This is a genomic window from Erwinia sp. E602, assembly GCF_018141005.1.
Classification (GTDB): Bacteria; Pseudomonadota; Gammaproteobacteria; order Enterobacterales; family Enterobacteriaceae; genus Erwinia.
The window spans coordinates 620,908-633,827 of record NZ_CP046582.1 but is presented as its reverse complement, the minus strand read 5'-3'; the positions used below and the strand labels follow the sequence as shown (position 1 = coordinate 633,827).

Sequence of the window (12,920 nt, the reverse complement as noted above, 5' to 3'; positions counted from 1 at the left end):
CGCATTAACTACAATTAAAGAGTTCGAATGAAATTAACTCACCTGATGGGCCTGACATTGCTGGCCCTCAGCACGGCAGCTACCGTGCACGCCGAAGAGAAACGCTATGTTTCCGACGAACTTTCTACCTGGGTACGCAGTGGCCCGGGTAACGATTACCGCCTGATCGGCACGCTGAACGCCGGTGAAGAAGTCAGCCTGCTGCAGTCCAATGAAAACAGCAAATATGGCCAGATCCGCGACAGCCAGGGGCGTACCACCTGGATCCCACTGGCCCAGCTCAGCCAGCAGCCCAGCCTGCGCACCCGGGTGCCAGAGCTGGAGCAGCAGGTGAAGGATCTCACCGCCAAGCTGGATAATATCGACAGCAGCTGGAACCAGCGTACCGCCGATATGCAGAAGAAAGTGGCCGGCAGCGATGACGCGATTAACGCGCTGAAGGAAGAGAATCAGCAGCTGAAAAACCAGCTGGTGGTGGCGAAGAAGAAGGTCGATGCCGCCAACGTGCAGCTGGATGACAAGCAGCGCGCCATCATCATGCAGTGGTTTATGTACGGCGGCGGCGTGGCGGGCGTTGGCCTGCTGCTCGGCCTGCTGTTGCCGCATATGCTGCCACGCCGGAAGCAAAATAACCGCTGGATGAACTGATCCGCAGCGGCCGTGCCCGGGGGCATCCGTTGATGCCCCTTTTGTCATGCCTGCGATTTAGCCTTTGCGCGCTAAAAATGATAGAGTAAACCCCTGCCCGAACGTCAATTCTGGCCCCCTTTCCCCTGCTGGAGACCCGTTGTGAAAACCTACCTCGTCGGTGGTGCCGTCCGCGATGCCCTGTTAAATCTGCCGCTGAAAGACAAAGACTGGGTGGTGGTAGGTGCCTCACCTGAAGAGATGCTGGCGGCGGGTTATGAACAGGTGGGCCGCGATTTTCCGGTATTTCTGCACCCCGAAAGCCATGAAGAGTATGCGCTGGCCCGCACCGAGCGCAAATCCGGCAGCGGTTACACCGGCTTTGTCTGCTACGCCGCGCCGGACGTAACGCTGGAGCAGGATCTGGCGCGCCGCGATCTGACCATCAACGCCATCGCGCAGGATGACGCCGGACATTATTACGATCCTTACGGCGGCCGCGCCGATCTGCAGCAGCGCCTGCTGCGCCACGTCTCCCCCGCCTTCAGTGAAGACCCGCTGCGCGTGCTGCGCGTGGCCCGCTTTGCCGCGCGCTTCGCCCGCCAGGGTTTTAGCGTGGCGCCAGAAACGCTGACGCTGATGCGCGAGATGACCGCCAGCGGTGAACTGGCGCACCTCACTGCCGAGCGGATATGGAAAGAGACCGAAAACGCCCTGCTGAGCGACAGCCCGCAGATCTATTTTGAAGTACTGCGCGACTGCGGCGCGCTGGCGGTACTGTTCCCCGAGCTGGATGCGCTGTTTGGCGTGCCCGCCCCAGCGCAGTGGCACCCGGAGATCGACACCGGCGTCCACAGCCTGATGACGCTGGCGATGGCGGCCAGGCTCAGCCCGCAGCTGGACATCCGCTTTGCCACCCTGTTCCATGATGTCGGCAAAGGGCTGACCGACCCGGCCAGATGGCCCAGCCATCACGGCCACGGGCCAGCCGGCGTGCCGCTGGTTGCCGATCTCTGCCAGCGGCTGCGCGTGCCTAATCAGGTGCGGGACCTCGCGCTGCTGGTCACCGAGTTTCACGATATCGTGCATACCATTCAACGACAGAGCGCGGAAACGCTGGTGGCGCTGTTTGACCGACTGGACGCCTGGCGTAAACCGCAACGTATTGAGCAGGTGGCGCTGACCAGCGAAGCCGACGCCCGCGGCCGGGGAGGATTTGAGGAGAACCCATATCCGCAGGGAGACTATCTGCGTGCAGCCTTTCAGCAGGTGCTCAAGGTTGAACCGCGCGCAGTCGTCGCCGATGGTTTTAAAGGTGCTGAAGTCCGCGAAGAACTGACCCGGCGGCGGATTGCCGCACTGGCCCGCTGGCAAACCCAGCAATAGCGCCTCACAGTTTGCTCCGTATACAAGCTACCTGAGCCGGGCACGGTGTTAACGTTTTTTGCTTGCTGAAGTCGCTGCCGATTCAGCTGCCCGGCCAGAGTTCCGCGCCGCTTGCTGAAGTTGCTGCTCGTTCAGGTGCCCGGCGTATCGGGTCTGTCCGGAACGCGGACACGCTATAAACACGTCCGTGTGCGCTCGGCAGCGGCCATCCCTGGCCGCTGACGGTCCGCTTATCCGGACAGACCCGATTGCCAGCAATTTCTGCAGTCGCTGTTTTAATTCGGTCCGGATATTGAGCCTGTATCACCTCTTACAGGCGTCTCATGCTGAAAACGCTGAACCTGAAGCGATGGGAGCCTGTACACGGAGCAAAGCATCACGGGCCACGAATGTTCTTCGTGCAGGCAACTCTGAACATAAAGCGAAGGGAGCCTGTACACGGAGCAAAGCATCGCGGGCCATGGATGGCCCGCGCTGAGCTGTCATGGATGACGTTTTTTGCGTCTTTGCGGAGTGTACAGGCTCCCTGAGCTGGGCACACTGCCACAACAGACGACGCCTGTTGCGTCTTTGCGGAGTGTACAGGCTCCCTGAGCCTGCCCCCCAGCCAACTGGCGACTTACCGGCTTACAGCACAAACACCGCGTAAACGGCCGCTGCGATAACAAAGCGATAGATCGCGAACGGGATAAACGAAATCCGTTTGATAATGTGCAGGAAGCTCTTAATCGCAACCAGCGCGACGATAAACGCGGTGACAAAGCCTACGGCAAACATCGGCAGATCGGCCATGCTGAGGAAGCCCATGCTCTTATAGAGATCCAGCGCAGTAGCCCCCATCATCATTGGCACCGCCAGCAGGAACGAAAACTCCGAAGCGGCATAACGGCTGACGCCCATCAGCATCCCGCCGGAAATAGTGGCGCCCGAACGCGAAAAGCCCGGCCACAGCGCCAGACACTGGAAGCAGCCGATCATAAAGGCCTGACGGTAGGTAATATCGTCCACGCCCACCGCTTTCGGCTGTTTCGGCTTCAGCAGCTCTGCGGCAATCAGCAGCACGCCGCCGACCACCAGCGCATACATCACGTTGACCGGGTTAAAAAGCGCTTTGATATGGTCGTGCAGCAGCAGACCAATCACCACCGCCGGCACCATGCCCAGCAAAATATGGATAAGCGTCAGATGACCGGTGCCGGTTCCCTCATGCGCGACCGGCTTACCGCCAAAGTGGATGCCGATCAGCCCAAACAGGCGGCGCCAGAACATCACCACCACCGCCAGAATCGATCCCAGCTGGATCACTACCTCAAACGTTTCGGCCTTATCGCCTTCAAAGCCCAGTAAATGACCGACGATGATCATATGTCCGGTGGACGAAACCGGAAGAAACTCCGTTAATCCCTCAACCACGCCGAGTATCAGTGCCACCCACAGCTGGTGAATATCTGCCATTAAAATCTACCCCTAAGCATACAAATCATTAAAAAGGCGGCCGCATTTCGCGCCCGCCCAATTGTGCTCATACAATGAGACCCGGTTTAAGACAGAGCTTAATGTGATTTGGTTTCATTGTGATGGCAATCATCCTGAATTTATTTCGGATTTGTCCCGCGTTCGATGATCACGCCGACGGTACGCGCTTCGGCCACCGCTCCCGGCTTACTGACCTTAATCCGCACCCACGGCGAGGCGAATTCGCTTAACAGCAGGCTGGCCACCTCTTCCGCCACCCGCTCCACCAGCGCGAACCTGCCGTTCGCCACGTGGCGCAGGATCGCCTCAGAAACGTCCGCGTAGCTCAGGCAGTCAGCGACGTTATCGCTGGCGGCGGCTTTACGGTTATCCCATGCCATTTCGACATCGAACACCAGCTTTTGGGAAATAGTCTGCTCCCAGTCGTAAACGCCAATGGTGGTGATCACCGACAGTTGCTCGATAAATACAATATCCATGAAACGGCTCTCTGTTTTTGTGGTTGCCGATACCATCACCGGCGCTTTATGCGTATTATCCACGGATGCTGACAACAAAACGACCCCAACAGGACGGAACGCTGTTATGAGTGTATTCGCGCTTGGCATGATCCTTTTCGCGTATCTGTGTGGCTCGGTCTCCAGTGCGATTCTGGTGTGCCGGCTGTTCGGATTACCGGACCCCCGCCATAACGGTTCCGGCAACCCGGGTGCCACCAACGTGCTGCGCATCGGCGGCAAAGGCGCGGCGGCCGCGGTGCTGGTGTTTGACGTTCTGAAAGGGATGCTGCCGGTGTGGCTGGCGTATCACTTTGGGCTGCCGCCGCTTTATCTGGGCCTGACGGCGATCGCCGCCTGCCTCGGTCATATCTATCCGGTGTTTTTCCACTTTAAGGGCGGTAAGGGCGTGGCCACCGCGTTTGGCGCGATTGCGCCGATCGGCTGGGACCTGACCGGGCTGATGACCGGCACCTGGCTGCTGACCGTGCTGCTCAGCGGCTACTCATCGCTGGGGGCGATTATCAGCGCGCTGATCGCGCCGTTTTACGTCTGGTGGTTCAAACCGCAGTTCACCTTCCCGGTGGCGATGCTCTCCTGCCTGATCCTGCTGCGCCACCATGACAATATTCAGCGGCTGTGGCGCGGGCAGGAAGGCAAGATCTGGAAGAAGAAGAAAAAGCAGCCGTAAATCCGTGGCTTTTCAGAACGGGTGGCTACGGCACGTCAGCAGCAAACCCACGGCAACGGAAGCGGATCGTCGCCGCTGACGCTGACGGGGTCAGGCGCGGGCAGACCGCCGCACCTGAAGCATACCGGCGAGCGCGATTCCACTGACGATGCCCGCTCCCGAACCGACGTGCGGACTCAGATGGCGGGTAGCTCCGCCAGCGGCCAGCGCGGACGCACGGTGACGCTTAACCCGGCATGGGTGCCGCCTTTCATGCGCACCATCCCGGCATAGGCGATCATCGCGCCGTTGTCGGTACAAAACTCCGGCCGGGCATAGAACACCTCTCCCCCGCGTTTTTGCATCATCTCAGCCAGTTTGCTACGCAGCGTGCGGTTGGCGCTGACGCCACCGGCAATCACCAGCCGCGTAAAGCCACTCTGATCCAGCGCACGACGGCACTTAATCGCCAGGGTATCGACCACCGCATCTTCAAAAGCGCGGGCGATATCGGCGCGGGTCTGCGCATCGTCCGGGTTGTCGCGGATGGTGTTGGCGGCAAACGTCTTCAGACCGGAGAAGCTGAAGTCCAGCCCCGGACGATCGGTCATTGGCCGCGGGAAGACAAAGCGTTTTTCCACGCCCTGCTGCGCCATTTTCGCCAGCATCGGCCCGCCCGGATAGTCCAGCCCGAGCAGTTTGGCCGTTTTATCAAAGGCTTCACCCGCCGCATCGTCAATTGACTCGCCGAGCAGCGTATATTCGCCGATGCCGGTGACGCTAATCAGCTGGGTATGGCCGCCGGAAACCAGCAGCGCGACAAACGGAAATTCTGGCGGGTTTTCTTCCAGCATCGGTGCCAGCAGGTGACCTTCCATATGGTGCACGGCGATCGCCGGCACGTTCCAGGCAAACGCCAGCGAGCGGCCAATGGTGGCGCCGACCAGCAGCGCGCCGACCAGACCCGGCCCGGCGGTGTAGGCCACGGCATCGATATCCTGCGCCTGCAGCCCGGCCTCTTTCAGCGCCGCCTGAATCAGCGGCACCGTTTTGCGCACGTGATCGCGCGACGCCAGCTCCGGCACCACGCCACCGTAGTCGGCATGAAGCTTCACCTGGCTGTAAAGTTGATTGGCCAGCAGGCCGGCCGTATCGTCATAAATGGCTATGCCGGTTTCATCGCAGGATGTTTCAATTCCGAGAACACGCATGTTTTTTCACCTCATTCAAGCGGCGCGCAGTGTAGCATGACCGCGCTTTTACTGGCGGCAATTATATGCACGCAGCGCTTACTTACTGTACAACAAGGCGATTTTTTTTAGGCGTGGCGGGCTGATTGATGTATAATCAGCGCCCTGAAAAAAGCCGGCAGCCGCACAGGCGCATCTGTTGGTGAAGATATGCTATGGTGCTTTACAACGAAGCCTGTGTTGGAGTAAAATTCCGCACCATTTTGAAATGAGCTGGCATCGACGCCAGCGGCAAAAACCGATTTTATCGAGGTGAGAGTTACATGCCGGTAATTAAAGTACGTGAAAACGAGCCATTCGACGTAGCACTGCGTCGCTTCAAGCGTTCTTGTGAGAAAGCAGGCGTTCTGGCTGAAGTTCGTCGTCGTGAGTTTTATGAAAAACCTACTACCGAACGCAAGCGCGCTAAAGCGTCAGCCGTTAAACGCCACGCGAAGAAACTGGCTCGCGAAAACGCACGCCGCACTCGTCTGTACTAATATCCTGAGGGGTCACCCTCACGTTTCACAGACAAGTTAGTAGTTATCAGGCCGTGCTTCCGAAAGGAATGCGCGGCTTGTTGCCGTTTATGGCAGTTGAAGGGGATTTATGGCTGGACGCATTCCGCGTGTATTTATCAATGACTTACTCGCACGCACGGATATCGTGGATCTGATCGATGCCCGGGTTAAGCTAAAAAAGCAGGGTAAGAACTATCACGCATGCTGTCCTTTTCATAACGAGAAAACCCCCTCCTTCACCGTCAACGGTGAAAAGCAGTTCTACCACTGCTTTGGCTGTGGTGCCCACGGCAACGCCGTCGACTTCCTGATGAACTACGATCGTCTGGAATTTGTCGAAAGTATTGAAGAACTGGCGACGCTGTACGGTCTGGAAGTGCCCTATGAAAGCGGTAGTGGCCCCAGCCAGTTAGAGCGTCACCAGCGTCAAAGTCTTTACCAGTTAATGACCGGCCTGCGGGATTTTTATCAGCAGTCGCTGGCCCAGAGCCCATCGGCAGGCGCACGTCAGTATCTGGCGCAGCGCGGCCTGAGCGATGAGGTCATTCAGCACTTCTCCATTGGTTTCGCTCCGGCAGGCTGGGATAACGCCCTGAAACGTTTTGGCCGTAATCCCGACGATCGTCAGTCACTGACGGACGCCGGCATGCTGGTGACCAACGATAAAGGCCGTACCTACGATCGCTTCCGCGAGCGGGTGATGTTCCCGATCCACGATAAACGTGGGCGGGTGATTGGCTTTGGCGGCCGGGTGCTGGGCGACGGGGTGCCGAAATACCTCAACTCGCCGGAAACCGATATATTCCATAAAGGTCGCCAGCTGTACGGCCTGTATGAAGCGCAGAAAAACCATCCACAGCCGGCCAGGCTGCTGGTGGTGGAAGGCTATATGGACGTGGTGGCGCTGGCCCAGTTTGGCGTCGATTACGCCGTAGCCTCGCTCGGCACCTCGACCACGGCGGAACATATTCAGTTACTGTTCCGTACGACGGACACGGTGATCTGCTGCTATGACGGTGACCGGGCCGGCCGCGAAGCCGCCTGGCGGGCGCTGGAAACTGCGCTACCTTATATGAATGACGGCCGTCAGCTGCGCTTTATGTTTCTGCCGGACGGCGAAGATCCGGATACGCTGGTGCGTAAAGAGGGCAAAGAGGCGTTTGAAGCGCGTATGGAGCAGGCCACGCCGCTCTCCGCGTTTCTGTTTGACACGCTGATGCCGCAGGTTGACTTACGTTCACCGGACGGGCGGGCGCTGTTGAGCACCCTGGCCCTGCCGCTGATTAGCCAGGTTCCCGGTGAAACGCTGCGCATCTACCTGCGCCAGGAACTGGGTAACAAGCTGGGGATTCTGGACGACAGCCAGCTGGAGAAGCTGCTGCCGAAACAGGCTGAAAATGCGAAACAGCCGCCTCAGCCCCAGCTAAAACGCACAACCATGCGTATACTTATTGGGCTGCTGATACAAAATCCGCAGCTGGCCGCTCAGGTTCCGTCGCTTGAAGGCCTGCAGCAGTCAGACGTGGCCGGTTTTTCTCTGTTTGTTGAGCTGGTCAACACCTGTGTTGCCCACCCCGGTATGAGTACCGGGCAGCTGCTGGAGCTGTATCGCGGCACAAAATTTAGTCAAAGCCTTGAAACGCTGGCCACATGGAACCACATGATCGTGGATGACGAAGTGGAAACCATGTTCCAGGACTCGCTGGCCAGTATGTACGATGCCGCACTGGAGCAACGGCTGGAAGAGCTGATTGCCCGTGACCGTACCCATGTACTGAGCGCTGAAGAACGCCGCGAATTCTGGGCACTGAGCCAGGCGCTGAAGAAACAATAATTTTTGCAGTGAGTGGCCGCCCACTCACTGCCCCAAATCAGAATCAAGAAGCGTTATCGGCGCAGCCAGTTTGGCCACCGCCTGCGCGCAGCACCCGCAGCGTACATCAGTACGTGAGGAGTGCGAGCACAGCCGGGGGGCAAAATGGCAAGCGAGATAGCGTCGCACAGAACATCAAGCGGCTTGAGTGCCGATACTCCGTCAGGTTGACCCTGACAGCCGCCACGACGGGCAGCGGCAATAATCCAAACGCCCTCACTGTTATTGTTGGCCTCATAGCCGACCAACACCAATCTAATTTAACAGAAGTGTGGATACCGTCTTATGGAGCAAAACCCGCAGTCACAGCTGAAACTTCTTGTCACCCGTGGTAAGGAGCAAGGCTATCTGACCTATGCCGAGGTCAATGACCATCTGCCGGAAGATATCGTCGACTCCGATCAGATCGAAGACATCATCCAGATGATTAACGACATGGGTATTCAGGTGGTGGAAGAAGCGCCTGATGCCGATGATCTGATGCTGAATGAAAGCAGTAACGATACCGATGAAGATGCGGCAGAAGCGGCTGCACAGGTATTGTCCAGCGTTGAATCTGAAATTGGCCGCACCACCGACCCGGTGCGCATGTACATGCGTGAAATGGGTACCGTTGAGCTGTTGACCCGCGAAGGCGAGATCGATATTGCCAAGCGTATTGAAGACGGTATTAACCAGGTCCAGTGCTCTGTTGCAGAGTACCCGGAAGCGATCACCTACCTGCTGGAGCAGTACGATCGTGTTGAAGCAGGTGAAGCCCGCCTGTCTGACATGATCACCGGCTTTGTCGATCCGAATGCACAGGAAGATATCGCTCCGACCGCGACCCACGTCGGCTCCGAATTGTCTGAAGAAGAACGTAACGACGACGAAGAGGAAGATGAAGAGTCCGACGACGACAGCAGCGAAGACGATAACAGCATCGATCCTGAACTGGCGCGCGAGAAATTTAACGACCTGCGCGTCCAGTACGAAAAAGCCCGTACGGTAATCAAAGCCAAAGGCCGCAGCCACGCAGACGCCGCCGCCGAGATTCAGGCGCTTTCCGACGTCTTTAAACAGTTCCGCCTGGTGCCGAAGCAGTTCGACTACCTGGTGAACAACATGCGTACCATGATGGACCGCGTTCGTACTCAGGAACGTCTGATCATGCGTCTGTGTGTTGAGCTGTGCAAGATGCCGAAAAAGAACTTTATTACCCTGTTCACCGGCAACGAAACCAATGAAACCTGGTTCAAAGCCGCGCTGGCGATGAACAAGCCGTGGTCTGAAAAGCTGAACGAAGTGTCTGACGACGTGCATCGTGGCCTGCAGAAACTGCAGCAGATCGAAGCAGAGACCGGCCTGACCATCGAACAGGTAAAAGACATCAACCGTCGCATGTCGATCGGTGAAGCGAAAGCGCGCCGTGCGAAGAAAGAGATGGTTGAGGCCAACCTGCGTCTGGTTATCTCGATTGCCAAGAAGTACACCAACCGTGGCCTGCAGTTCCTTGACCTGATTCAGGAAGGTAACATCGGCCTGATGAAAGCGGTGGATAAGTTTGAATACCGCCGCGGCTACAAGTTCTCGACCTACGCCACCTGGTGGATCCGTCAGGCGATTACCCGTTCTATCGCCGATCAGGCGCGTACCATCCGTATTCCGGTGCATATGATTGAGACGATTAACAAGCTCAACCGTATTTCGCGCCAGATGCTGCAGGAGATGGGCCGTGAACCGACGCCGGAAGAGCTGGCCGAACGTATGCTGATGCCGGAAGATAAGATCCGTAAGGTGCTGAAAATCGCTAAAGAGCCGATCTCCATGGAGACGCCGATTGGTGATGATGAAGATTCGCATCTGGGCGACTTCATCGAAGACACCACGCTGGAGCTGCCGCTGGACTCTGCCACTTCAGAGAGCCTGCGTTCTGCCACCCATGACGTGCTGGCCGGCCTCACCGCCCGTGAAGCGAAGGTGCTGCGCATGCGTTTCGGTATCGATATGAACACCGATCACACGCTGGAAGAGGTGGGCAAGCAGTTTGACGTAACGCGTGAGCGTATCCGTCAGATCGAAGCCAAGGCGCTGCGCAAGCTGCGTCACCCAAGCCGCTCCGAAGTGCTGCGCAGCTTCCTGGACGACTAACCTTTCGGTTAACGTCCTGCATGCTGCATAAAAATGGCCCCTTCACAGGGGCCATTTTTTTTTGAGTAAAGCATGCAAAAGGGTGCTCATCGACCTCCACCCGGCAATGTGCCTGACGGGCGGGCACAGGGCCCGCCGTCAGCTGGCTTTACCTTACGGGTGACAGGCTAAGCTGGCTTGCAACTCTATCCCTCCCTGTTTATACCGCAGTTCACAGAGTGAACCGCGGGTAACCAGAGCCAGCAAAACCGCGGTCACACAGACCACAATAATGCACAGGGCTAGCAGTTTCTTTGCCATCTTTGGCCTCCTTTTTCCATTGCTTTGCAGCAGGTAAAAGGCTACCCTCACACTGTCGGGTGTAAGGAGCAGCCTCACGTGATTAACATCATGTGGGGCTTTTTCTCTTTACGTCCCTTACCAGAATGGCTCAGGACATAAGATCCTGAGCACCCGCCACGCAGTCTACTCCTTTACTTTTAAATCAACGACTTCAGTTGCACTAAATCAGCGCCGCGTCTGAATTCTATGCAACAAGGCTGTAATTCCTGAAAGGCGTAACAGGCCGTTTTAACACAGTCATCTAACCGATATGCGCAGCCGGTACCTGCCCGTTAACGACCTGACATTCAGACTTTAACAGCGATCATCTGCCATCAAATTGCCGCGATCACTGCCGCCGTAATCTGTTCCGTTTTCAGCCCACCGCCGTTGCCCGCCTGCGCCGTTACCGTTTCCACCGCCCTGAGGATCGCCGCCGCCGCGTCACGCTCGCCGAGGTGCTCCAGCATCAGCGCCGCTGACCAGATGGCGGCGATCGGGTTTGCAATCCCCTGCCCGGCGATATCCGGTGCCGAACCGTGTACCGGCTCAAACATCGACGGCACGCCCGGCTGCGGGTTGAGGTTGGCGGAGGCCGCGTAGCCCAGACCGCCCTGGATCGCCGCACCAAGGTCGGTGAGGATATCGCCAAACAGGTTCGAGGCAACGATCACGTCCAGCGTCTCCGGGTTCATCACCATCCGCGCGGCGATGGCGTCAATGTGATAGCGGTTCACCGTCACGTCCGGGTATTCCCGGGCGATCTCTTCGGTGACCTCATCCCACATCACCATGGTGTATTTCTGCGCGTTGGACTTGGTGACCGAGGCCAGCCGCCCGCTGCGCTGACGCGCCATCTCGAAGCCGTAACGCAGAATGCGCTCGACGCCGCGGCGGGTAAAGATCGAGGTTTCCACCGCTACTTCATCCGGCGTGCCCTGATGGATACGGCCACCGGCGCCGCTGTACTCGCCTTCGGTATTTTCACGAATGCACAGGATATCAAAGTCGCCCTTGCGCAGCGGCCCTTCCACCCCGGCCAGCAGCCGGTGCGGGCGCACGTTGGCAAACAGGTCGAACTGCTTGCGGATCGGCAGCAGCAGCCCGTGCAGCGAGACGTTATCCGGCACTTTATCCGGCCAGCCCACCGCGCCCAGCAGCACCGCATCAAAGCGCTTCAGCATGGCGATGCCGTCCTGCGGCATCATTTCACCGTGCTCAAGATAGTACTCACAGGACCACGGGAACCACTCACCGCCGAGGGAAAAATCAAATTTTGCCGCGCTGTGTTCCAGCACCTGCCATGCGGCCCGGGTGACGTCAACGCCAATGCCGTCGCCGGGGATCACCGCTACCTGATAGCTATTCATAACTCTCCTTAACCGTTATTCAGGGCACAAAACCGGGCGGTGCAACGGCGAGGTAGCACCCAGCCGCCCGTCTCCTGCCCTTTATCATCGCCGATGCGGATAACCGGTGCTGCTTTTTTCAGAGCGATCGGCGGCAGAAGCTGCCGAATACGCGCCAGGCGCAGTCGGCGGAGGGTGCAGAGGGGCCAGGAGGCGTGACGTTACATGACCTGCCGGATCGCCCACACCGCCAGCGCATGGTCCTCATGGGAAGGCAGGCCGCTGACGGTAACCGCGCCAATCACGCCACCGCCGGCCAGCAGCAGCGGGAAGCTGCCGCCGGAGTCGGTGTAGCGCTGCGGATCCATATAGCTCATCTGCTCCATCGCCACGCCGTTGGCCTTGTTCAGCTCGCCGGTATACAGCGAGGCGTGGGCGTTGCGCAGCACGGTGTTGCGCTTACGGGCAATCCATTCGAGGTTTTCTGCGCTGGAGCCGCTCAGCGAGGTGCTGAACAGCACCTGACCAAAGGCATAAACTTCAATCGCTACCGGCAGGTTTTCGCGGGCGGCACGTTCGCGCAGCAGGCTGCCGATCTGCCAGGCGGTATCAAAACTGAACTGGCTGACGCGCACGTGGGCTTCCTGCTCAAGCAGGGTTTCAAGACTGGGAATGGCGGACATAAATCGTCTCCGGCAAGGTTAACGGTCAATGCCCTGCAGGATAGGTGAATTTATTATTTCACAAAACAACAAAAAGAAATAAAAATTTTATTTGTGAGCTTAGTCAAATATCGTGTTGCAACAACGGCAAAACGGGCCATCGCTGGCCCGTCCGGGGG

Annotated in this window: 12 protein-coding genes; 6 read left to right on the top strand and 6 right to left on the bottom strand. The window is 58.0% G+C overall.

Going from position 1 to position 12,920, the window contains the following annotated elements; translation table 11 throughout:
• The first annotated feature begins 27 nt into the window (after nucleotides 1-27).
• Together GKQ23_RS04310 and GKQ23_RS04305 are read left to right on the top strand one after the other, a co-directional pair.
• A complete protein-coding gene (locus tag GKQ23_RS04310; protein ID WP_056231402.1) occupies nucleotides 28-648 on the top strand; it encodes a TIGR04211 family SH3 domain-containing protein in 621 nt (206 codons plus the stop codon).
• Nucleotides 649-789: 141 nt separating this feature from the next.
• Nucleotides 790-2,013 (top strand): multifunctional CCA addition/repair protein, encoded by a 1,224-nt coding sequence (locus tag GKQ23_RS04305; RefSeq protein ID WP_212409840.1) that lies wholly within the window; start codon nucleotides 790-792, stop codon nucleotides 2,011-2,013.
• A 627-nt stretch (nucleotides 2,014-2,640) separates the two neighbouring features.
• Here GKQ23_RS04305 and bacA read toward each other — a convergent pair.
• Nucleotides 2,641-3,468, bottom strand: coding sequence for an undecaprenyl-diphosphate phosphatase (bacA, locus tag GKQ23_RS04300; protein WP_212409839.1), 828 nt, complete (start codon nucleotides 3,466-3,468; stop codon nucleotides 2,641-2,643).
• Nucleotides 3,469-3,608: 140 nt separating this feature from the next.
• A complete protein-coding gene (folB, locus tag GKQ23_RS04295; protein WP_056232307.1) occupies nucleotides 3,609-3,968 on the bottom strand; it encodes a bifunctional dihydroneopterin aldolase/7,8-dihydroneopterin epimerase in 360 nt (119 codons plus the stop codon).
• 106 nt (nucleotides 3,969-4,074) lie between these two features.
• Here folB and plsY point away from each other — a divergent pair, with 106 nt between their 5' ends.
• Nucleotides 4,075-4,677: a glycerol-3-phosphate 1-O-acyltransferase PlsY gene (gene plsY, locus GKQ23_RS04290; RefSeq protein ID WP_056231394.1), complete on the top strand. Its 603-nt coding sequence runs from the start codon at nucleotides 4,075-4,077 to the stop codon at nucleotides 4,675-4,677.
• A gap of 176 nt (nucleotides 4,678-4,853) precedes the next feature.
• On the opposite strand, the gene tsaD is transcribed toward plsY, so the two are convergent.
• On the bottom strand, nucleotides 4,854-5,867 hold the full coding sequence (gene tsaD / locus GKQ23_RS04285; RefSeq protein WP_056231391.1) for a tRNA (adenosine(37)-N6)-threonylcarbamoyltransferase complex transferase subunit TsaD: 1,014 nt from the start codon (nucleotides 5,865-5,867) through the stop codon (nucleotides 4,854-4,856).
• Between the two features lie 302 nt (nucleotides 5,868-6,169).
• On the opposite strand from tsaD, the gene rpsU reads away from it, so the two are divergent.
• The 3 genes from rpsU to rpoD all read left to right on the top strand — a co-directional run bounded on the left by rpsU (nucleotide 6,170) and on the right by rpoD (nucleotide 10,409).
• Nucleotides 6,170-6,385 (top strand): 30S ribosomal protein S21, encoded by a 216-nt coding sequence (gene rpsU / locus GKQ23_RS04280; protein WP_001144069.1) that lies wholly within the window; start codon nucleotides 6,170-6,172, stop codon nucleotides 6,383-6,385.
• Nucleotides 6,386-6,494: 109 nt separating this feature from the next.
• Nucleotides 6,495-8,240: a DNA primase gene (gene dnaG, locus GKQ23_RS04275; protein ID WP_056231390.1), complete on the top strand. Its 1,746-nt coding sequence runs from the start codon at nucleotides 6,495-6,497 to the stop codon at nucleotides 8,238-8,240.
• A gap of 324 nt (nucleotides 8,241-8,564) precedes the next feature.
• Nucleotides 8,565-10,409, top strand: coding sequence for an RNA polymerase sigma factor RpoD (gene rpoD, locus GKQ23_RS04270; RefSeq protein ID WP_056231387.1), 1,845 nt, complete (start codon nucleotides 8,565-8,567; stop codon nucleotides 10,407-10,409).
• Between the two features lie 153 nt (nucleotides 10,410-10,562).
• Here rpoD and GKQ23_RS04265 read toward each other — a convergent pair whose 3' ends face one another.
• From GKQ23_RS04265 to GKQ23_RS04255, 3 genes are all read right to left on the bottom strand, one after another.
• Complete coding sequence (locus GKQ23_RS04265) at nucleotides 10,563-10,709, bottom strand: Hok/Gef family protein (protein WP_212409838.1); 147 nt, start codon at nucleotides 10,707-10,709, stop codon at nucleotides 10,563-10,565.
• 356 nt (nucleotides 10,710-11,065) lie between these two features.
• The gene (locus tag GKQ23_RS04260; RefSeq protein WP_212409837.1) at nucleotides 11,066-12,100 is read right to left on the bottom strand and encodes a tartrate dehydrogenase; all 1,035 of its coding nucleotides are present in this window, start codon (nucleotides 12,098-12,100) and stop codon (nucleotides 11,066-11,068) included.
• Between the two features lie 200 nt (nucleotides 12,101-12,300).
• Nucleotides 12,301-12,762 carry a heme-degrading domain-containing protein gene (locus tag GKQ23_RS04255; RefSeq protein ID WP_056231384.1) on the bottom strand — a complete coding sequence of 154 codons (462 nt, stop codon included), beginning with the start codon at nucleotides 12,760-12,762 and terminating at the stop codon, nucleotides 12,301-12,303.
• Nucleotides 12,763-12,920: the final 158 nt, after the last annotated feature.

Bases quoted from the DNA above. Each gene is read 5' to 3' on its own strand.
- GKQ23_RS04310 (WP_056231402.1), top strand. From the start codon at position 28: ATGAAATTAACTCACCTGATGGGCCTGACATTGCTGGCCCTCAGCACG.
- bacA (WP_212409839.1), bottom strand. From the start codon at position 3,468: ATGGCAGATATTCACCAGCTGTGGGTGGCACTGATACTCGGCGTGGTT.
- folB (WP_056232307.1), bottom strand. From the start codon at position 3,968: ATGGATATTGTATTTATCGAGCAACTGTCGGTGATCACCACCATTGGC.
- plsY (WP_056231394.1), top strand. From the start codon at position 4,075: ATGAGTGTATTCGCGCTTGGCATGATCCTTTTCGCGTATCTGTGTGGC.
- tsaD (WP_056231391.1), bottom strand. From the start codon at position 5,867: ATGCGTGTTCTCGGAATTGAAACATCCTGCGATGAAACCGGCATAGCC.
- rpsU (WP_001144069.1), top strand. From the start codon at position 6,170: ATGCCGGTAATTAAAGTACGTGAAAACGAGCCATTCGACGTAGCACTG.
- dnaG (WP_056231390.1), top strand. From the start codon at position 6,495: ATGGCTGGACGCATTCCGCGTGTATTTATCAATGACTTACTCGCACGC.
- rpoD (WP_056231387.1), top strand. From the start codon at position 8,565: ATGGAGCAAAACCCGCAGTCACAGCTGAAACTTCTTGTCACCCGTGGT.
- GKQ23_RS04265 (WP_212409838.1), bottom strand. From the start codon at position 10,709: ATGGCAAAGAAACTGCTAGCCCTGTGCATTATTGTGGTCTGTGTGACC.
- GKQ23_RS04260 (WP_212409837.1), bottom strand. From the start codon at position 12,100: ATGAATAGCTATCAGGTAGCGGTGATCCCCGGCGACGGCATTGGCGTT.
- GKQ23_RS04255 (WP_056231384.1), bottom strand. From the start codon at position 12,762: ATGTCCGCCATTCCCAGTCTTGAAACCCTGCTTGAGCAGGAAGCCCAC.